Below are 23,136 nucleotides of genomic sequence, written 5' to 3'. Positions count from 1 at the left end.
ATGAATAATATGAATAATATTAATAAAATTTATATTAAATTAGCTTCCCCTAAATATATTTTAAAACAATCATATGGGGAAGTATTATCCCCTGAAACTATAAATTATAAAACTAAAAAACCTGAAATTAATGGATTATTTTGTGAAAAAATATTTGGTCCTATAAAAAATTATGAATGTTCATGTGGAAAATATAAAAATAAATTATATAACGGAATTATATGTGATATATGTGGTATTAAAATAACTAAAAAAAATGTAAGAAGAAAAAGAATGGGACATATTAAATTATGTGTTCCTATTGTGCATATATGGTATTTTAGATGTTTACCGAATAAAATTTCTTATTTATTAAATAAATCTTCTAAGGATATAGAATCAATTATTTATTATGAAAAATATATAGTTATAAAAATAAAAAATTTAAAATTTAAAAAACAAAATGGTCATTATTTAAATAAATTAGATCTTATTAATGAAGAAGAATATTTAAATATAAAAAAATATATTTATAAAAATAAAAATAAAAAAAATATTAAATTTATTGCTACTACTGGGGGAGAAGCAATTTATAAATTATTAAAAAATATTAATATTACTAAATTATTTACAAATTTTAAAAATAATTTTGAAAAAGAAAAAAATAATATTAAAAAAATTAAATTATTAAAAAAATTAAAAATTATTGAATTATTCCATAAAGGAAAAAATAAAAATAAACCTCACTATATGATAATTAAAATTTTACCTGTTATTCCACCTGATTTAAGACCTATTATTACATTAGATGAAGGTAAATATGCTAGTTCAGATTTAAATGAATTTTATAGAAAAATTATTATTAGAAATAATAGATTAAAAAAATTAATATCTATTAATGCTCCTAATGTAATATTAAAAAATGAAAAACGTATATTACAAGAATCTATAGATTCATTATTAGATAATTCAAGAAAATTATTTGCAGTAAAATCTGACTCTAATAGAATTTTAAAATCATTATCAGATATTTTAAAAGGTAAACAAGGTAGATTTAGACAAAATTTATTAGGTAAAAGAGTTGATTATTCTGCTAGATCAGTAATTATTGTAGATCCTAAATTAAAATTATATGAATGTGGTTTACCAAAAATTATTGCTTTAGAATTATACAAACCTTTTTTAATTAATAAATTAATCAATAAAGGTTTTTCTATAAATTTTGCTAATCAAATTATTAAAAATAAAAACAGTTTTATATGGCAATATTTAAAACAGATTATTAAAGGACATCCAATTTTATTAAATAGAGCCCCTACATTACATAGATTAAGTATACAAGCTTTTCAACCAATATTAATAAACGGTAAAGCAATTAAATTACATCCTTTAGTATGTGGTGCATTTAACGCTGATTTTGATGGTGATCAAATGGCAATTCATTTACCTTTATCAACAGAATCTATAATAGAAGCTAAATTATTAATGGGGTCACCTATAAATATTATAAATATTGCTAATGGGTCACCTATCATTATTCCTTCACAAGAAATTTTATTAGGTTTATATTATTTAACTAAAAAAATTAAAAGTAATAAAAAAAAATTAAAATTATTTTCAAGTTATAAGGAAATAATTATTGCACATAATTTAAAAATATTAAATATCCATGATAATATAAAATTTAAATATAATAATGAATTTATAATTACTACAGTAGGTAGAATAATATTTAATCAACTAATACCTAATAAAAAAAAAGTAGGATTTATAAACTTATTAATAGATAATAAAAATATTAAAATATTAATTAAAAAAGTATTATATTATAACAATATATTTATAACATCAAATTTTTTAGAAAAATTAAAAAAAATAGGATTAAAATATTCTTTTTATTCTGGTACATCTTTCAATTTAAATGATATTAGACCGCCAAAAGATAAAAAACAAATAATTTATAATACTATTAAAAATATTAATGATATAATAAAGCATTATAATATGGGATTAATATCAAATAATGAAAAAGATAATAAAATAATAGATGAATGGAGTAATACTAATTCTAAAATAACTAATAAAGTAATTAATAATATTAAAAATAAAAAAAATGGTTTAAATAATTTATATATGATGTTAGATTCAGGTGCTAGAAGTTCTATTGAACAAATAAGACAATTATCAGGTATGAGAGGCTTAATGACTAAACCTCAAAAATATAATTTAGATTATACTAAAATAATAGATTTTCCTATAATATCTAATTTTTATGAAGGTTTATCTATATTAGAATATTTTATTTCTACACATGGTTCTAGAAAAGGATTAGCTGACACAGCTTTAAAAACTGCTGATGCTGGTTATTTAACTAGAAGATTAGTTGATGTTGTACAAGATGTAATAATAAAAGAAAAAGATTGTAATACATTTAATGGAATAAACATTTATAATTATAATAATAAAATAACTGAAAATGAAATATTAGGAAAAGTAGTTATATATAATATATCATTTAACAATAAAATAATAATTAAAAAAGGAGAATTAATTGATTATAATAATTTTAATACTATTAAAAAATATAAAATTAAATATATTACTGTTCGTTCACCATTTACATGTGAAAGTAAATTTGGTATATGTTCAAAATGTTATGGTTCTAATTTATCAAATGGTAAATTAATTAACATTGGTGAAACTGTTGGAGTTATTGCAGCCCAATCAATTGGTGAACCAGGTACTCAATTAACTTTAAGAACATTCCATGTAGGTGGTTCTACAAGTTATATAGCTAAAAAAACAAAATTAAAATCTAAATATAAAGGTAGAATATTATTAAATTCATTAAAATATATTAAAAAAAATAATAAATATATAGTAATTTCTAGATATACAAATATTAAAATTATTGATATTAAAAATAATAATATTTTATATAATAGTTATATTCCTTATGGTTGTACTTTATATATTAAAAATAATGATATTGTAAATATAGGAGATAAAATATATGAAATAAATCCATATTATTCTATAGTAGTATCTGAATATAATGGTATAGTAAAATATAAAAACATTTCATATAAATCAAAAAATAGTGAAAAATTTATAATTAAAAGTAAAAATAGAAATCCGACTTTATTAATTTTAGATAATAATGGTAAATTATTAAAAAATTATAATTTATCTATAGGTTCATATTTAAATGTAAAAAATAATGAAAAAATAAAAAAAGGTAAAATATTAATAAAAATTCCTAGATTAAATAATAATTATAAAGATATTACTGGTGGATTACCTAAGTTATCTGAAATATTTGAAGCTAGAAATCCTATTAATAAATCAATAATTTCTGAAATTGATGGAATAGTAAGTAATATAGTATATAAAAAAAATTATGTAAAAATTTATATTACTAATAATTTAAAAAAAAAAATAATATATGTAATTAAAAATAATAAACAAATAATAGTTCAAAAAAATGATATTATTAAACATGGGGATAAATTAACTGAAGGTATAAAAAATTTTAATGATATACTTAATATTAATGGTTTAAATAAAATTCAAAATTATTTAATTAATAATTTACAAAATATTTATAAATCTCAAGGAGTACAAATTAATAATAAACATTTTGAAATAATTATTAATCAAATGCTTAAAAAAGTAATTATTATTGATGGGGGAGATACTAATTTAATAAAAGGTAATATTATTAATAAAGAAGATTTTTTAAAAATTAATAAAAAAATTAAAAATATGGTAATTATTACTAAAAGTAATAATAAAAAATATTATATAGGTAAAATAATTAATAAAAATAAAATAGATTTATATAATGAATATTTAAAATTTAATAATCTTAAACTAATAATTACTAAAAAATTATTACCTGCAATTGGAAAACCAATATTATTAGGAATTACTAAATCTTCTTTACTTACTAACTCTTTTATTTCTTCTGCTTCTTTTCAAGAAACTACTAAAATATTAAGTGAAGCTGCTATTAGTGCTAAATATGATAATTTAAAAGGATTAAAAGAAAATATTATAATTGGTAACCAAATACCTGCTGGAACTGGTTATTATTATAATAAAATTAAAAAATGAAATTAAATAAAAAAAAATTTATAATTACTATTATTAATATTATTAATAATAATAAAATAAAAATTATAGATAATAGAAAAACAATAAATAATTTATTTGATTTTTTTATCATATGTGAAGGTAAATCTTATTTACATGTAAAATCAATTTATAATAAAATAGAAAATACTATATATAATATTTTTAAAATTAAACCTTTTAATATAGAGGGAAAAAATAATAATAAATGGATATTAATTGATTATAGATTTATTATTATTAATATATTTTTAAAAAAAATAAGAAAATATTATATGATTGATAAATTATTTAAAAATTTACCTATTTTATATATTAATTAAATATTAAATATTTAAATTAAATAATTTAATTAAAAATAAATTTATTATTTGTTTTTAATTAAATTATTAATTTAATTATAAAGATGAAAATAAATAAATTATTAAATATCAATTGTAAAAATAAAATTAAAAAATATAAAAATAATAATTATATTCCTGGAGTTATATATAATAAAAATTTAAATTTCCCATTTTATATATCTTTATCTGAAATTAATAAATTAATTAATAAAAAAAAATATATTATTTATTTAACTATAAATAATAATAAAAAAAAACATATATGTTTAATTAAAGATATACAATATAATGTTTTTAGAAATAAAATTCTGCATATTGATTTATATAAAATTAACGTAAATAAACCATTTATTGCTTTTATAAATATAAAAATTATAGGTAATTCAATAGGTGTTTCAAAAGGTGGAATATGTAATAATCCATTAAAAAAAATTAAAATAAAAACTTTATTAAAATATTATCCTAAATATTTTAAAATTGATATTACTAATTTAGATATTGGTGATAAAATATATATAAAAGATATTTTAGAAAATAATAAAAATATAAAATTTTTACATCCAATTAATCAAATTATAGTATCAATTAAAATGTTAAAAATAACTAAAGAAGATGTAAAATAAAGATTAAATTTTAATATTTATATTTATTTTTATTACTTATTGTTAAAAATTTTCTTTTTTTTAATCTTCTTCTTTGTAATATTTTTTTTCCATTTTTACTATTATTTCTTTTTAGATATCCAAATTTTCTTAATCTTTTTATTTTTGATGGATTATAAGTTCTTTTCATATTATTTATATTATGTTAATTTTAAATTAAATCAAAGTAAGGTTTTGTTAAATATTTATTACATTTAATAGAAATTTAAATTTTATTTAAATTTCTATTAATTTTTAAATTTTTTATTTTATTAAAATTATATTTTCTTATATAATATATTTTAGATTTTCTTACTTTACCTTTTTTATTAATTTTTATATTTTTTATATATGGACTATATAAAAAAAATGTTATTTCTACTCCTATATTATAAATTGTATTTCTTATTATAAATGTTTTATTAAATTTATTATTACCTTTTTTACTTATTACATATCCTGTAAAAAATAAAATTTTTTTTTTATTTTTTTTATTTATTGTACTATAATAATATACTGTTATATTATCCCCTACATTAAATTTATAATGTTTATTTTTATTTTTAATTAATTCTTTTTCTAACATTTTTATAATATTATTACTATTATTTTTCATTTTTATTTATCTTTATTTATTATTATAATATCAGCAATTTTATCATTTTTATTTATTTTTATTAATTTTACTCCTTGTGAATTTCTTCCAGTAATTCTTATAGTATTTATATTAAATCTTATAATATTACCATATTTTTTAATTATTATTATTTCATCCTCATTACTTACTTTTTTTATTGCTATTAAATTTCCTGTTTTTTTAGTTATATTAATAGTTTTTATTCCTTTTCCCCCTCTATTAGTAATTTTATAATTTTTTATTATTGAACGTTTTCCATAACCATTTTCAGTAACTACTAAAATATATTTATTATTTTCATTTTTTTTAATACATAATATACCTATTACTTTATCCTTTTTGTTTTTTATTTTAATTGCTTTTACACCTACCGAATATCTTTCAGTTAATTTTATATTATTTTCTTTAAATATTATTAATTTACCACTTTTTATAGCTATTAATATTTGACCATTAAAATTATTTAATTTAGCATCTATTAAACTATCGTTTTTTTTTAATTTTATTGATTTTATTCCATTTATTCTAGGTTTATAATATTTTATTAAAAGTGTTTTTTTTACAATTCCTTTTTTAGTAGAAATTATTATATAATTATTTTTTAAGTAATTAATATTTTTTAATTTATTATTATCAATTAATATTGAAGATTTTATTATTTCATTATTTTTTATGTCAATAAAATTTTGTATTGGTCTTCCTTTAAATATTTTATTTCCTTGAGGTATTATTAACATTTTAATTAAATAACATTTTCCTAATTTTGTAAATAATAATATATAATTATTAATATTACCTATTTTAATATTTTTTATATAATCATTATCATTTACTATAATTCCTTTATAACCTTTCCCACCTCTTTTTTGATTTTTAAATTCTTCTAATAATGTTTTTTTTATATAACCATTATGAGTAATAAACAATAAATATTTTTTATTTTCTATTTTTATTTTATTATCATTATCATTATCATTATCATTATCATTATCATTATCATTATCATTATTATCGTTATCGTTGTTATCATTATAATTAATTAATGTTTTTCTTTTATCTCCATATAATTTTTTTATTTGATACAATTCTTTTTTTATTATATTCATTCTAATTTTTCTTAAATTAATTATTTTTTTATTTTTTATAATTTTTTTTTTTAATTTTTTATATTTATTTATTAAATTTTTAATTTCTTTATTTGTAAATTTATATAATTTAATATTTAAAATAAACTTTATTTGTTTTTTCGTTAAATCATAATTTTTTTTTATTTTATTATATGATTCTATATAAGATGAAGATTTTTTAATTAAATTAAATAATTTTTCAATACTATTGGAAATTTTTATAAATCCTTTTAATACATGTATATTGTTTTTTAATTTTTCTAAATTATATTTTGATTTATTTATTATTACTTTATTTCTATGTTCAATAAAATAATATATTATTTTTTTTAACTTTAATCTTTTTGGTTTTCCATTTACTAGTGCTATATTATTTATATGATAACTAATTTGTAAATCAGTATATTTTAATAATTTATTAATTACTATTTTAGTATCACAATCTTTTTTTAAAGTTAATAATATTCTTATTCCTTTTTTATTAGATTCATCCTTAATATTTTCTATTTCATTAATTTTATTATTTTTTATTAAATAAAATATTTTTTTTATTAAATTACTTTTAATTACTTGAAAAGGTATTTCATTAATTATTATATATTTTTTATTTTTTTTTTCTATTACAGAATATTTTGATTTTATTATTATTTTACCTTTTCCTTTTTTATAAGCATCTTTAACTCCTTTATATAAATCTATTATTCCCCCAGTTGGAAAATCAGGTGCTTTTATAGTTTTTATTAATTTTTCTGTACTTATTTTTTCATCATCTATATATTTACATATTGTATTTATAGTATCCTTTATATTATGTGGGGGCATATTTGTTGCCATTCCTACCGCAATTCCAGATATCCCATTAATTAATAAATTTGGTATTTTAGTAGGAAAAATAACCGGTTCTTTTAATGTATTATCAAAATTTGATCTCATTTCAATGGTTTTTTGGTTTATATCTTTTAACATTTCTTCGGTAATTTTAGCTAATTTAATTTCTGTATATCTCATAGCAGCTGGTGGATCATCATCTATAGATCCAAAGTTTCCTTGACCACTTATTAAAGTATATCTTAAATTCCATGGTTGAGCCATTCTTACAATACTATCATATACTGATTTATCTCCGTGAGGATGATATTTACCTAATACTTCTCCTACTATACGAGCAGATTTTTTATAACCTTTTGTAATACCTAATTTATACATTGAATATAATATTCTTCTATGTACAGGTTTTAAACCATCTCTAACATCTGGTAAAGATCTTGAAATTATTACCGACATAGCATAATCAATATAAGATTTTTTAATTGCCTCATTAATATTGATTATTTTAATTTTGTTCATTTATTAACTTTATTTTGTTATAATATTAAAAATAATTTTTTATTTTATTAAAATTATAATTAATTTAATTAAATATTTAATTATAAATAATATTAAATATATTTACAATTTTATTATATAATTTTATATTATCAATTTTATTACATGGTAATTTAATAAAAAATTTACAAATTTTTATGTAATTTAATAAATATTTAACGCCTGAAATAGGATTAATTTTATTATATAAAATATTAATTAATTCAATAAATTTATAATATTTTTCATCATATTCTATATATTGATTATTATTAATTTTTATAATAATTTTATTATAAATAAAATTAAATATAATATTTAATAATGGTGAAATAATACCATCTATATTATTAAATATTTTATTATTTAAAAATAACTCTATATCATTATTTATAAAAATTTTTATTTTATTAATTAATTCATAATTTTTTATTAAATTATTATTAATTATTCCTATAAAATTATTATTTTTATTTTTTATTTTTAATAATATATCATCATTAATTTTTTTTTTTATATTAATAATAAAAAATAAATATTTAAATTTATTAAATATTTTATTAAAATTATTTATTATTTCTTCTTTGTATATATTATTAATATTTGGATAATCAATTATTATATAATTTATATTATTATATATATTTTGACTTAATTGCTCTTCAATATCCTTATAATTATAAATATTGTTAATTTTTAATATTATTTTTATATTTTTATTATTATTTTTAATACAATTTATTATGTCTATTTTTTCATTATTAGAAATAAAACTATATTCTGAAAAATTACTAAATAATATTATATAGTTTATATATTTTAAATTGTTTATATATAATATCAATTTTTCTAAAGAAAAAAAATCAATATTATTATTATTATCAAATGGTGTTATTAAAGGAATAAAAAGTTTTAATTTTTTCATTTTAATATATGTTAAATTTAATTAATATAATTATTTTAATTTTAAAAATATTTTTTATATTTAAAATTATTTACTAATAAATTTATTTTTTTAATTTAAAATATAATATATCCCCATCTTTTACGATATAATTTTTATTTTTTATAGATAAATATTTTTTATAATTTATTATTTTATTATTTATTATTTTTTTACTATTAATTACTTCTACTTTAATAATTTTCTTACTAAATGTTGAATGTATTTTTTCTGATGCTTTATAGGCATATGAATTTTTTTTTATTTTCCAAGAACATATAATTTTTTTATTATTATCAATAGTAAAATATGTGTTATAATTCAATTTATAATATATTTTATTTATTAATTTATTAATTATTTTTTTATTCTTATTTTTATTTTTTATTATATCTTTAATATTTAAAAATAAAATATTTTCTTTTTTATTATTAAAATATTCTTTAATATACGATATTTCATCAATTTTAGTATTTTTATCAATATTACATATATAATATATTGGTTTTAAACATAAAAAATTAAATTTTTTTATTATTTTTTTTTCCTCATTACATATTTTTATTATATCATTTTTATTTTTTTTTTTAAAAATATTTAATATTTTGTTTAATTTATTAATATTATTTTTTTTAATTTTTATATTTTTTTCTATTATTTCAATATCTTTCATTATTAATTCATTAAATATTATTTTTTTCTCATATATTGGATCAATAATTTTATTAATATTAATAATTTTATTATTATAAAAAAATCTTAATATATTAATTAATATTTTTGTTTCTCTTATATATGATAAAAATAAATTTCCTAAACCTTTACCTTTATAAGAATTTTTTATTATTCCTGCTATATCTATTAAATTAATATTATTATATTGCAATTTATTATAATTTAATAATTTTGATAATTTTATCAATCTATCATCATATACATTAATTTTTGATTTATTTGGGGAAATTGTACTAAAAGGATAATTTTTTATAATATCTTTTACATTTGAATTAGATAATAACTTAAATAACGAAGATTTTCCAACATTTGGTAAACCTATAATTCCACAATCCATAATTTTAATAATTTATATATTTTATTAAATCTTTTATATTATAAAATATATTTTCTTTTTTATTCTTTAAATTTTTTATTTTTATTATATTTTTATTTATTTCTTTTTCCCCTATTATTATTAAATAATTAAATTTATTTCTTATTGCATATTTTATTTGTTTTTTTATTTTTTCTTTATATAAAAAAATTTCAGTAATTATATTATTATTTCTTAATATATTTGCATATTTATTTATTAACACATAATTTTTTATATCAAAATTTAAAATTATTACTTTTTTATTTTTATTTTTTGTAAATACATTATTATTATATAACTTTAATGTATTATATATTCTATATAATCCTAACGAAATTCCTATTCCATGTATCTTTTTATTATTTATTTTTATTATATTATCATATCTTCCTCCTCCACCTAATGATAAATCATTTTTTTTATTCATTAATTTAATTTCAAATATTGTTTTTGAATAATAATTTAACCCTCTTGAGAGACTTAAATTAAATTTTACTTTTATTCTTTTTAATTTTATTTTCTTTATTATTTTAAATATATTTAATAATTTTTTTATTCCATATTTACCATATAATTTATTTTTATTAAATTTTTTTTTTAAATATAATAAATAATTAATATTATTTTTTTTTATTTCAAATATTTTAAATATTTTTTTTATATATTTTTTATCTATTTTTTTTATTAAAATATTTTTAACATTTTCTTTACCAATTTTATTTAATTTATCTATTGTCTTTATTATAAATTCCCATTTATTTTTATGAATTAATAAATATTCACATAATCCATATAATATATCTTTATGATTAATTAAAAAATCTATATTTAATTTAATATCATTAAATATTTTATCACAAAGTGATATAATTTCTATTTCTTCTAGGTTATATTTATAACTTATTATGTCTACATCGCATTGATAAAATTCTCTATATCTATTATTTTGTGGTTTTTCACCTCTCCATACTTTTTGTATTTGATATCTTTTAAACGGAAAATTAATATTATTAGTATTAGTTAATAAAAATCTAATTAATGAAATAGTTAAATCAAAAATTAAAAATTTATTATTTTTTTTTTCTAAAATAGAATAATATAAAGGAATATTTAAATTTTTTTTAATTAATTTAATTATATTTTTATTTTCTATAGATGGAGTTTCTATATTTTTAAATCCATATAATATAAAATTATTTTTTATTATATTTTTTAATTTATTAATATTATCAATATCATTATTAAATAAATCTAAAGTTCCTTTAATTTTTTTTATATTATTCATTTTATTTTTATTATTTTATTATTTTATTATTTTATTATTTTCTTTATTAATTTATTTACTCTTTTATTTATTTTATTTGCTAAATAAGTATCAATTAATATTTTTCCTGTATATATATCATAATTAATATATTCATAATTTAATAAATCTATATATTTTTGTATCGGTATTTTCAAGTTTACATTATTTACTACTCTATTATAATCTACCGATAATATTCCTTTTTTATCTTTTGAATTATTTTTTATATAATTATAAATTTTATAAATTTCTAATTTTTTTACTTTTTTTTTATTTAAAATAATATTTAAAATAAATTTTAATTTATATTTTATTTTATTTAATTTTTTTTTTAATTTATTATTTTTTTTTTTATAAAATATTAAAAATATTATAATATTATTTTTTTTTTTATTTATTATTTTTTTTTGTTTATTTAAATATTTTAATATCTTATTATATTTATTATTTATTTTATTATTTATTTTTTTTTTTATTTTAAAATATTTTATTTCTTTTTTTATTATTATTAATTCAATATTATTTTTAATATTTAATATTTGTTTTTTATATTTTTTTATTAATTTATTATAATAATTGTTTTTTTTTATTTTTTTTTTTATTTTTTTTAATATTATTTTTTTTTTATTTTTAATTGATATTAATAATTTATATAATTTTTTAAATAACTTATTTGTTAAATATTTATAATTATTATTTAATTTATAATTTATTAGTTTATTAATATTTTTAATTTTATTCTCTATAATACTTATTGTATATATTTTAGCTATAGTTTTTTTTATCTTTTTCATACGGTTTGGACGGGATTTGAACCCGTAACCTCGTGCGTGACAGGCACGTATTCTTACCAAATTTGAACTACCAAACCAAAAATATATTTATAATATTAATATAATTAATAATTAATAATTATATGAATATTATTATTAATATTAAATACTTTAAAAAATTAAAATACTTTATATCATTTTTTAATTATAATTTAAAAAAAATTAATATTATTTTATATAAAAAAAAAATTTTTTTTTTATTTATAAATAATTATTACATTCTTAATTGTAATTTTAAAATTAATAAATATATTAAAAAAAAAAAATTTTTTATTATTAAAAATTTTAATAATTTAATAAATTTTTTATATTTTTTTTTTAATAAACAATATATTAATAATTTATTATTAATATTAAATGAAAAATATTTAATTTTACAAAATTATAATTTTTTATTTAAATTTAAACTATATAAAAATAATAATCTTAATATTTTAAAAATTAGAAAAGAAAATAAAATATTAAGTTTAAAATTAACAAAAAAAAAAATATTAAAGTTAATCAATTATTTTAATTTTAATAAAAAAGATAATTATAATTATATTAAAATTTATAATAATATTATTATATTCTATTTGACTGATTACAAACAATATTTAATAAAAAAAAAAATATTAATTAATAATAAAATAAACATTAATAAGAAATATTATTTAAAAATTAATAATGAATTTTTTAAAATTTTAAATAAAATAATATTATTAATTTCTAATAATAAAATTATTAATTTAAAGATATATAATAATCTAATTTTAATTAAAAAATATAATTTTTTTTATTATTTTAAAATAGATACTGTTAATAATATTAATAATTTATTAAAAAAAATTAATAAATATAATAAAAACAAATTAATTAAATTATTAATTGATAAAAAAAAATTTTTTAATTCTTTAACAGTATTTTATAATTTAATAAATTATAATTCTTTAAATAAAATATTAAATATACATATAAGTAATAATAATATAATTTTAATATTTAAAAATTATATTAATAATTTATTATTTTATAAAAAAATTAAAATTAATAATAATATAAATAAAAATATTATTAAATTTAAAATTAATTTATTTTTATTATTTAAATTTATTAAATATATAAATACTAAATTAATTGTTATTAAACTTTCTATTGACCTTAATTATATTATTATTACAAATTTTAAAAATAAATATATATATATCATTATAATGAATATAATATGATATTTTTATTAAGTTGGATAAAAGAATTTATTAATTTTAATTATAATATTAGTAAATTATTTAATGAAATAGGAATAGAAATTATTTCTATTAAAAAAGTTTATCCTATTAAATATAATTATAATAATAATATAATTTTAGGTAATATAATAAAAATTAAAAAAATTAATAATATTTATAAAATTAAAATAAAAACTATTAATAATGATATATTTAATATATATAATAAACACTATATTAAAAAGAATATTAAAATATTAGTAGAAAAAATTAATAAAAAATATTTTATAGTATGTAAAGAATATGATTATGATTATATTATTAATACTAATATTACTCATAATATTAGTTATCTATCATATTATTATTATTTAAGTAGAGAATTATATTCCTATTTAAAATATAAAAATATTAATACTAAATTAATTAGTATTAAAAATATTAATATTAAAAAATTAAACAAAATAAATTTAAAAATAAAAAGTAAAAATATTATATATTATAATACATTTTTAATAAATAATTTTAAATTTAAATATTCTAATTATTTTATTCAAAAAAAATTAGTTTTGTCTAATATAAAACCTATTAATAATATTATAGATATTAAAAATATTATTATTAAAGAAATTGGTATTCCGATAGAAATTATAAATTTTAAATATAGTAAAAGTAATTTAATAATAAAAGAAAATAATAAAAATATTAATTTCATTACGGAAAATAAAAATAAATATTTATTAAAAAAAAATAAAAACATAATACTATTTTATAATAATTATCCTATTTATTTATCAAACATTATAAATAGTAATAAAAATAAAATTAATAATAAAACTAAAAATTTATTGATTTCATTTTCATTATATAAAAAAAATAAAATAAGATATATAATAAATAAATATAATATTAATAATAATATTACTAAATTATATAATAATATTATTATATTACCTAAATATAATATATATATATATTTTCTAAATAAATATTTAAATATAAATAATATAAATAATATAAAATATGTTTATTATTATAAAAATTATAAAATTCATAATAATCTTATAAAACTGAAATTTAGTGAGGTAAATAAATTAATAGGTAAAAAAATTTCAATAAAAAAAATATTAAAAATTTTGTTAGTTTTAAATTATAAAATTAAATATTATAATAAAAAATATATTATATTAATAAATAAAAATTTATTTAAATATAATATTAATAAAAAAATTAATATAATAAACGATATAATAAGATTTTATGGAATTAATAATATAAAATTTAAAAATAATAAATATAATATTTTAATTAAGAACAATAATTATATAAATAATAATTATTTAAATATTGAAAATATTGAAAATAAAATAATAAATTTATTAATAGATTATGGTTTTTTTCAAGTTATTAATTCACCATTTGTAAAAAATAATTATTATTTAAATTTTATTAATAATAATTATATTTCGTTTAAAGATAAAATTATTAATAAATTAACCTATTTAAGGAATAATTTATTTATAAATATGATGAATAATATAATTTATAATATTAATAGAAAAATTAATACTATAAAAATTTTTGAAATAGGTAATATTTATATAAAAAAAAATAATAAAATAATAGAAAAAAAAAATATAGAAATATTATTAACTAATAAAAATAATAATTATTTTAATAATTTACATTATTTATATAATATTTTAAATTTAATTATAGAAAAAGTAGGAATTAAAAAATATAATAAATTAATTATATATAATAGTAAAATATTTGAAACTAAAATAATTTTTAAATACAAAAATATACCAATTATAAAATTTGGTAAATTAAATAATTTTTATATTAATAAAAATATATATTTAGCAATAATTAATATTAATAATTTATTTAAAATTATAAATAATAAAAATATAAAATATAAAAAAATTAATAAGTTTCAATATTTTGTAAAAGATTTATCATTTATTATTGATAAAAATATATATTTTAATAATTTTTATTTATTAGCTAAAAAGAAATTAAAAAATAAATTAATTAATATATATTTATTTGATATATATAAAAATAATCTACCAAAAAATAAAAAATCTTATACTCTTCGTTTTATTATAAAAAATAAATATGGGAAAAAAAAAAAATATATTAACAATATATTATTAGTATTAATAAATTTATTTAAAAACAAATTAAATGCTGAAATAAAAAAATAACTTTACTCATTAAAAAATTATATTTTTTATGAATTAATAAAATATAAAATATATTGCAATGTTTTAAAATAATATTTAATTTTGTTAGTAAATTTATGTTTAAAATTAATAATTATGTATTTTAAAATATTACATAAAGATAAAAAATCAAAAGCAAAAGTAGGATATTTTTTAACTGATCATGGAAAAGTAAAAACGCCTATTTTTATGCCAATTGCAACAAAAGGATATATAAAAACTATAAATAAAGAATATTTAGACATTATAAATCCTGAAATAATATTAAGTAATACTTTTCATTTAAATATAGAACCTGGTATTAAAATAATTTATAAATCTGGAGGTTTACATTCCTTTATGAAATGGAATAATCCTATTATTACTGATAGTGGAGGTTTTCAAGTATATTCATTATGTAATCCTAAAAAAATTAATAAATATGGAGCTAATATAAAAAGTTATAAAAATGGTAAAAATTATTTTTTTACTCCTAAAAAATCAATTAATATACAAAAATATATAGGGTCTGATATAATAACATCATTTGATGAATGTATAATATATAATACAAGTAAAAATTATGTTAAAATTGCTACTGAAAGATCTTATAATTGGTTAATAAAATGTTTATATTATTTTAATAAAATAAAAAATATTTATAATCATAATCAATATATATTTGGTATAATACAAGGAGGATTATATAAAGATATAAGAATTAAATATACTATTAAAACATCTGAATTAAAATTAGATGGATATGCTATAGGAGGTTTACAAGTTGGTGAAACTAAACAAAAAATGTATAAAATTATTAAATATGTAATAAATGAATTACCTAATAATAAACCAATATATTTAATGGGTGTTGGAATGCCTTGGGATATATTAAATTCTATTTCTTTAGGAGTGGATATGTTTGATTGTGTAATCCCTACTAGAAATGGTAGAAATGGAATGTTATTTACTTGGAATGGAATAATAAATATAAAAAACAAAAAATGGAAATATGATTTTTCAACTATATATAATAATTTATATAGTAAAGCATATTTAAGACATTTATTTAAATGTAATGAATATTCTGCTAAATTAATTGCTTCTATTAATAATTTATATTTTTATAAATCTTTAATTAAAAAAGCAAGACATCATATAAAAAATGATACCTTTTTACAATGGAAAAATTATATTATTCCTATAATTTCAAAAAAATTATAATTTATTTATTTTTTTTATTTAATATTAAATTAAATATTAAATAAAATATTATTTATTAACCCCGTAGTTTAATTGGATAAAATATCTGATTACGAATCAGAAGATTAAAGGTTCAAATCCTTTCGGGGTTATATTATTTAAAATAAAATTATTTAAAAGCATAATAATAATTATGCTTTTAAATAAATTTTATATTTTATTGACTATTTTAAGTAGTTTTATCTTCAGTAGTTTTATCTTCAGTAGTATTATCTTCAGTAGTATTATCTTCAGTAGTTTTATCTTCAGTAGTATTATCTTCAGTAGTTTTATCTTCAGTAGTATTATCTTCAGTAGTTTTATCTTCAGTAGTATTATCTTCAGTAGTTTTATCTTCAGTAGTATTATCTTGTGTTGTATTATATATATCTCTTGATATTTTACTCCATTTTTTATTTAATTTATTAGTATATTTTTCAATATCTTTAAAGTCTTTTGATACATGAGCAGATTTTAATTTATTTAAAATATCATTAATTTTTTTAACGTTTTCTTTAGATATTTTTTTCTTATTATTTTCTAATTCTTTTTCTATTTGAAATATTAAAGAATCAGTCATATTTAATTTTTCTATTTCTTCTTTTACTTTAAGATCTTTATCAAAATTTATTTCTGCTTCTTTTTTCATTTTTTCAATATCTTCTTTGTTTAAACCTGAAGATGGTTGAATTTTAATTGATTGTTGTTTTCCTGTTCCTTTGTCAGTTGCTGATACATTTAAAATACCATTAGCATCTATATCAAAAGTAACTTCTATTTGAGGAACTCCTCTAGGAGCTAATGGAATATTAATTAAATCAAATCTTCCTATTTCTTTATTATCTTTAAACATTGGTCTTTCCCCTTGACCTACTTTTATTGTAACTACTGATTGATTATCAGTTGCTGTTGAAAATATTTCAGATTTTTTAGTTGGTATAGTAGTATTAGCTTCTATTAATTTAGTGAATACTCCACCTAATGTTTCTATACCTAATGATAACGGTGTAACATCTAATAATAAAACATCTTTTACATCCCCTGTTAATACTCCGCCTTGTATTGCTGCTCCTATAGCTACTACTTCATCTGGATTAACACCTTTTGAAGGTTTTTTATTAAAGAATTCTTCTACTTTTTCTTGTATTTTAGGTATTCTTGTTGATCCCCCAACTAATATAATTTCATCTATATCATTAATATTTAATTTTGCATCTTTTAATGCTTTTTTACAAGGTAATAATGTTTTTTCTATTAAATTATATGATAATTTTTCAAATTTAGATCTTGTTATATTTTTTACTAAATGTTTAGGTTCTTTATTTATAGAAGTAATATATGGTAAATTAATTTCAGTTTGTAAACTTGATGATAATTCTATTTTTGCTTTTTCTGCCGCTTCTTTTAATCTTTGATAAGCTATTGAATCTTCTTTTAAATTTATTTTTTCTTTTTTATAATAATCATCTACTAACCAATCTATTAATATTTGATCAAAATCATCACCTCCTAAATATGTATCTCCATTAGTTGATAATACTTCAAATACTCCATCTCCTAATTCTAAAATTGAAATATCAAATGTACCACCACCTAAATCATATACTGCTATTTTTTTATTTATATTATTTTTATCGATTCCATATGCTAATGAAGCTGCTGTAGGTTCATTAATAATTCTTTCAACCTTTAAACCTGCTATTTCACCAGCTTCTTTTGTAGCTTGTCTTTGTGCATCATTAAAATAAGCAGGTACTGTAATTACTGCTTTATTAATTTTTATTCCTAAATAATCCTCAGCATTTTTTTTTAATTGTTGTAATATCATAGATGATATTTCTTGAGGCGTATATAATTTATTATCTATTTCTACGCAAGGTGTGTTATATTTACCTTTTTTAATTATATATGGGAAATTTTTTATTTCATTTTTAATTTCATCATATTTTCTTCCTATAAATCTTTTTATTGAATAAATAGTATTTTTAGGATTAGTTACTGATTGTCTTTTTGCTGGATCACCTATTTTTTTTGTATTATTTTCAGTAAAAGCTACTATTGATGGAGTTGTTCTTTTACCCTCAGAATTAGGTATTACTACTGGATTATTACCTTCCATTACTGCTAAACATGAATTAGTAGTACCTAAATCAATACCTATTATTTTATTATTCATAATTATATTTTTATTATTAATAATAATTTAATAAAATAAAAAAAAATTATGAAGTATTTAACTTTAAAAACTAAATATTATTTTAATAATAAAAAAAAAATATTTTTAATAGATGCTAATAATAAAATATTAGGTAGATTATGTTCACAAATTATTAAATTAATAATGGGAAAAAATTCGCCTAAATATACACCTAATAATAGTTTTACAAATAAAATAATTATTATAAATGCTAAAAAAATAAAAGTTGATTATAATAAATTTAAAAATAAAATATATTATAAATATACTGGCTATATAGGAAATAAAAAACAATATACAATGTATAATTTATTTAAAAAAAATCCTAGTATTTTAATAAAAAAATCTATATATAGAATGTTACCTAAAAATTTATTAGGTAAATATGTTAAAAAAAATATATTTATATTTAATAATAGTAATCATAATTTTAATATAAAAATTAAAAAAATAAAAATTTTAAAATAATGATTAAATATTATCATGCTATAGGAAAAAGAAAAACATCAGTAGCTTTAATATATGTAAATGTAAAAAAAAATAAAATTAATAAATTTATTATTAATAATAAAGATATAAATATTTATTTTAAAAATAATAATTATATAAAATATAAAATATTATATCCTTTATTATTAACTAAGCTAATTAATAAATTTAATAATATTAAAATAAATGTTAAAGGAGGAGGATTTACTGGACAATCTGAAGCAATTATTTTAGCAATTTCTAGAGTTATTTGTAAAATAAATAATAAATATAAAAAACTTTTAAAACAAAATAATCTTTTTACTAGAGATTCAAGAATAGTAGAAAGAAAAAAATATGGAAGAAAAAAAGCTAGAAAAAAATTTCAATTTTCTAAACGTTAAAATAAAATTAATAATGATTAAAAATAAAAAATTATTAAATAAAATATTTAAATATAATATATTATTAGGTCATAAATCTACTTATAGACATCCTAAAATGTCTAAATATATATTATTAAAAAAAAATAATATAGACGTTTTTAATCCGATTAAGTTTATTAAAAATATAAAAATTGCTAAACAAATTTTAAAAAAATGTATAAACATTGGGGGTAGTATATTATTTGTAGGAACTAAAAAAATAATTAAAGAGGTAATTAAAAAATATGCACTTAAAATTAATATGCCTTATATAAACTACAAATGGCCAGCAGGTTTATTAACTAATATTAATATTACTAAATTATCTATAAAAAAAATTAATAAAATAGATAATAAAATAAAAAAAAAATATAAATATTTATCAAAAAAAGAAATTAAATATATACAAAGAAAATATAAAATAATAGATAAAAAATTTGGTTCTATATATAATATGAATCAAATTCCTTTATTAGTAATTATTGTAGATGTAAAAAAAGAAAATATAGCAGTTAAAGAAGCAAATAAAAAATCATTATATATAATTGGAATTGTTGATAGTGATTCTTCCCCTGAAAATGTTAATTTACCTATACCATCAAATGATGATTCCTCAAAAGCAATAAAATTGATATTTAAAATATTATTAAATTCAATAATTAAAATAAAAAATAAAAAATAATAATTAGTATAATAATTATATATATTAATGATAAAACAAAATAAAATAATATTAAAATTAAGAAAATTAACTAAATTTAGTATTTTACTTTGTAAAGAAGCTTTAACCATTAATAAATGGGATATAAAAAAATCAATAGAATATTTAAGAAATAAATTTAAATCAAAATTAAAAAATAATAATTATAAAATTAATAACGGAATAGTAATATCAAAAATTAATAATGAAAAAAATATTGGTGTTATTATTAAAATTAATGTTAATTCTGATTATATAATCAATAATATTTATTTTAAAAATTTTATAAAAAAAATAATTAAAATTTCTTTTAAATCAAACATTAATAATATTAAAGATTTACTTAATAATAGTATTGTAAATAATGAAATATTAGATAAAAATATAATGTTTAAAGAGAAAATAATAATTTCAAATTTTTATAAAATTAATTGTGATTATATCAATAATTATAATCATCACAATTATAAATTTTCTTCTATTGTTGGTTTTAAAATAAATTATAAAATTATTTCAAATTTAAATTATAAATTTATTTATTATATAAGTAAAAATATTTCTATTTATATTATTATTAATAATTTAATAATTAATAATAAAAAATATTTAATTAAATTAAATAAATATTTATTTAGTAAAGATTTTTTTATTAATAATAAAAAAATATTTTATAAATTTAAATATAATCATAAAAAATTTTTATATATTTTTAAAAATAATATTAAAATTAAATATTTTAAATATTATTTGGTATCTTAGCTCAGTTGGTAGAGCAACGGACTGAAAATCCGTGTGTCCCCGGTTCAATTCCGGGAGATACCGTTTTTATGAATTTATGAATTACAATAAGAAACTTAAATTAATAATTAATCATGCTAAAATATATGGTTTTATATTTAAATCAAGTGAAATTTATAATGGTATAAAATCAATATATGATTATGGACCACAAGGAATAGAAATGAAAAATAATATTAAAAAATTTTGGTGGAATTATATGGTAAAATATAGAAATAATATAGTTGGAATAGACTCATCTATATTAATGAATAATAAAGTATGGAAAGCTTCTGGACATATTAAAAACTTTAATGAATTATTTATTATAAATAATATTGATAATAAAATCTATATAATTGATCAATTAATTAATAATATAATTGATAATAAATTAATAAAAATTAAAAATAAAAATAAAATTAAATTAATATTTAATTATTATTTAATAAATAAAAATATAAATAAATTAAATTTGTTTTTAAAAAAAATAATAAAAAAATATAATTTATCTAAATTATTTAAATGGGAAAATATAAATAATATTAATTTAATGTTTAAAACAAAATTAAATTCATTTGATAATGATCAAGAAAAATATACTTATTTAAGACCTGAAACAGCTCAAGGAATTTTTGTAAATATTAAAAATGTAAAATTATCTAATAGATTGAAATTTCCTTTTGGAATAGCACAAATTGGAAAATCTTTTAGAAATGAAATAATATCTAAACAATTTATTTTTAGAACTAGAGAATTTGAACAAATGGAAATGCAATATTTTTTTTATCCTGGTCAAGAAAAAAAATGGTATAAATATTGGATAAAATCTAGATTAAAATGGTTTTATTATTTAATTAATAAAAAAAAAAAATATAAATTAAAAATTCATAACAAATTATCGCATTATTGTAAATTTGCTATTGATATAGAATTTAAAATATTAAATAAATTTAAAGAATTAGAAGGTATTCATTTTAGAAAAAATTATGATTTAAAAAATCATAATAATTTATCTAAAAAAAAATTATATTTTTATGATAATAAAGCAAAAAAAAATTATATACCATATGTTATAGAAACCTCTTTAGGATTAGATAGATTATTTTATTCAATATTAACTAATTCATTAAAAATAGAAAATATTAATAATAAAAAAAGAATATATTTAAAATTACCTAAATTTATTTCTCCTATTAAAATAGCTATATTTCCAATTATAAAAAACAATAAAATTATTAAAATTTCAAAAAATATTTTTAATAGTTTAAAATATAAATTTACTACTATTTATGATGAAAATAAATCAATTGGAAAAAGATATAAAATTCAAGATTCATTTGGTACTCCATATTGTATAACTATTGATTTTCTTACATTAAATAATAAAACAGTTTCAATAAGATTTAGAGATAATATGAAACAAATAAGATGTAAAATAAAAAATTTAATAAAATATTTTAAAAAAAAGTTTGATATTTCATTATTTTTTAAAAAAAATATTTAA

19 protein-coding genes and 3 tRNA genes are annotated in these 23,136 nt (G+C 14.0%); 13 read left to right on the top strand and 9 right to left on the bottom strand.

Translation table 11 applies throughout. From position 1 onward, the window contains the following. The first annotated feature begins 9 nt into the window (after positions 1–9). The 3 genes from rpoC to N2590_RS00840 all read left to right on the top strand — a co-directional run bounded on the left by rpoC (position 10) and on the right by N2590_RS00840 (position 5,080). Entirely contained in the window at positions 10–4,095 is a 4,086-nt protein-coding gene (gene rpoC, locus N2590_RS00850) for a DNA-directed RNA polymerase subunit beta' (RefSeq protein WP_318165771.1), read from the top strand. Continuing rightward, complete coding sequence (rsfS, locus tag N2590_RS00845; protein ID WP_318165770.1) at positions 4,092–4,436, top strand: ribosome silencing factor; 345 nt, start codon at positions 4,092–4,094, stop codon at positions 4,434–4,436. Before rpoC ends, rsfS begins: the two co-directional genes overlap by 4 nt. An 83-nt stretch (positions 4,437–4,519) precedes the next feature. Next, entirely contained in the window at positions 4,520–5,080 is a 561-nt protein-coding gene (locus N2590_RS00840; RefSeq protein WP_318165769.1) for a 50S ribosomal protein L25, read from the top strand. 10 nt (positions 5,081–5,090) lie between these two features. Here N2590_RS00840 and rpmH read toward each other — a convergent pair whose 3' ends face one another. The 8 genes from rpmH to N2590_RS00800 all read right to left on the bottom strand — a co-directional run bounded on the left by rpmH (position 5,091) and on the right by N2590_RS00800 (position 12,440). Then, positions 5,091–5,249: a 50S ribosomal protein L34 gene (gene rpmH / locus N2590_RS00835; protein WP_318165768.1), complete on the bottom strand. Its 159-nt coding sequence runs from the start codon at positions 5,247–5,249 to the stop codon at positions 5,091–5,093. Between the two features lie 75 nt (positions 5,250–5,324). Then, complete coding sequence (locus N2590_RS00830; RefSeq protein WP_318165767.1) at positions 5,325–5,714, bottom strand: 50S ribosomal protein L19; 390 nt, start codon at positions 5,712–5,714, stop codon at positions 5,325–5,327. 2 nt (positions 5,715–5,716) lie between these two features. Continuing rightward, positions 5,717–8,209 (bottom strand): DNA gyrase subunit A, encoded by a 2,493-nt coding sequence (gyrA, locus tag N2590_RS00825; protein ID WP_318165766.1) that lies wholly within the window; start codon positions 8,207–8,209, stop codon positions 5,717–5,719. A gap of 76 nt (positions 8,210–8,285) precedes the next feature. Next, on the bottom strand, positions 8,286–9,152 hold the full coding sequence (locus N2590_RS00820; protein ID WP_318165765.1) for a hypothetical protein: 867 nt from the start codon (positions 9,150–9,152) through the stop codon (positions 8,286–8,288). 82 nt (positions 9,153–9,234) lie between these two features. After that, the gene (locus N2590_RS00815) at positions 9,235–10,242 is read right to left on the bottom strand and encodes a DUF933 domain-containing protein (protein ID WP_318165764.1); all 1,008 of its coding nucleotides are present in this window, start codon (positions 10,240–10,242) and stop codon (positions 9,235–9,237) included. Between the two features lie 4 nt (positions 10,243–10,246). Then, a complete protein-coding gene (gene hisS, locus N2590_RS00810; protein ID WP_318165763.1) occupies positions 10,247–11,548 on the bottom strand; it encodes a histidine--tRNA ligase in 1,302 nt (433 codons plus the stop codon). A 26-nt stretch (positions 11,549–11,574) separates the two neighbouring features. Beyond that, positions 11,575–12,363, bottom strand: a complete 789-nt coding sequence (locus N2590_RS00805) for a hypothetical protein (RefSeq protein WP_318165762.1) — start codon at positions 12,361–12,363, stop codon at positions 11,575–11,577. A 1-nt stretch (position 12,364) separates the two neighbouring features. Then, positions 12,365–12,440, bottom strand: a tRNA-Asp gene (locus tag N2590_RS00800). 45 nt (positions 12,441–12,485) lie between these two features. On the opposite strand from N2590_RS00800, the gene N2590_RS00795 reads away from it, so the two are divergent. The 4 genes from N2590_RS00795 to N2590_RS00780 all read left to right on the top strand — a co-directional run bounded on the left by N2590_RS00795 (position 12,486) and on the right by N2590_RS00780 (position 17,175). Then, positions 12,486–13,610: a hypothetical protein gene (locus N2590_RS00795; RefSeq protein ID WP_318165761.1), complete on the top strand. Its 1,125-nt coding sequence runs from the start codon at positions 12,486–12,488 to the stop codon at positions 13,608–13,610. Continuing rightward, entirely contained in the window at positions 13,607–15,823 is a 2,217-nt protein-coding gene (locus tag N2590_RS00790; RefSeq protein ID WP_318165760.1) for a phenylalanine--tRNA ligase beta subunit-related protein, read from the top strand. Before N2590_RS00795 ends, N2590_RS00790 begins: the two co-directional genes overlap by 4 nt. Before the next feature lie 114 nt (positions 15,824–15,937). Further along, positions 15,938–17,044 (top strand): tRNA guanosine(34) transglycosylase Tgt, encoded by a 1,107-nt coding sequence (tgt, locus tag N2590_RS00785; protein ID WP_318165759.1) that lies wholly within the window; start codon positions 15,938–15,940, stop codon positions 17,042–17,044. A gap of 57 nt (positions 17,045–17,101) precedes the next feature. Beyond that, a tRNA-Arg gene (locus tag N2590_RS00780) sits at positions 17,102–17,175 on the top strand. Positions 17,176–17,252: 77 nt separating this feature from the next. On the opposite strand, the gene dnaK is transcribed toward N2590_RS00780, so the two are convergent. Further along, a complete protein-coding gene (dnaK, locus tag N2590_RS00775) occupies positions 17,253–19,238 on the bottom strand; it encodes a molecular chaperone DnaK (protein ID WP_318165758.1) in 1,986 nt (661 codons plus the stop codon). A gap of 48 nt (positions 19,239–19,286) precedes the next feature. Between dnaK and rplM the strand changes: the two genes are divergently transcribed. The 6 genes from rplM (at position 19,287) to N2590_RS00745 (ending at position 23,136) form a co-directional block, all read left to right on the top strand. After that, entirely contained in the window at positions 19,287–19,727 is a 441-nt protein-coding gene (rplM, locus tag N2590_RS00770) for a 50S ribosomal protein L13 (RefSeq protein ID WP_318165757.1), read from the top strand. A gap of 2 nt (positions 19,728–19,729) precedes the next feature. Then, positions 19,730–20,131, top strand: a complete 402-nt coding sequence (rpsI, locus tag N2590_RS00765) for a 30S ribosomal protein S9 (RefSeq protein ID WP_318165847.1) — start codon at positions 19,730–19,732, stop codon at positions 20,129–20,131. Positions 20,132–20,144: 13 nt separating this feature from the next. Next, positions 20,145–20,834: a 30S ribosomal protein S2 gene (gene rpsB, locus N2590_RS00760; protein WP_318165756.1), complete on the top strand. Its 690-nt coding sequence runs from the start codon at positions 20,145–20,147 to the stop codon at positions 20,832–20,834. Between the two features lie 27 nt (positions 20,835–20,861). Beyond that, a complete protein-coding gene (locus tag N2590_RS00755) occupies positions 20,862–21,611 on the top strand; it encodes a hypothetical protein (RefSeq protein ID WP_318165755.1) in 750 nt (249 codons plus the stop codon). After that, a tRNA-Phe gene (locus N2590_RS00750) sits at positions 21,602–21,674 on the top strand. Before N2590_RS00755 ends, N2590_RS00750 begins: the two co-directional genes overlap by 10 nt. Positions 21,675–21,687: 13 nt before the next feature. Beyond that, the gene (locus N2590_RS00745) at positions 21,688–23,136 is read left to right on the top strand and encodes a glycine--tRNA ligase (RefSeq protein ID WP_318165754.1); all 1,449 of its coding nucleotides are present in this window, start codon (positions 21,688–21,690) and stop codon (positions 23,134–23,136) included.

The sequence above is a fragment of the Candidatus Shikimatogenerans bostrichidophilus genome, assembly GCF_033372575.1.
Lineage (GTDB): Bacteria > Bacteroidota > Bacteroidia > Flavobacteriales > Blattabacteriaceae > Shikimatogenerans > Shikimatogenerans bostrichidophilus_L.
The sequence above is the reverse complement of the archived record's forward strand: the minus strand, read 5'-3'. Positions and strand labels throughout refer to the sequence as shown.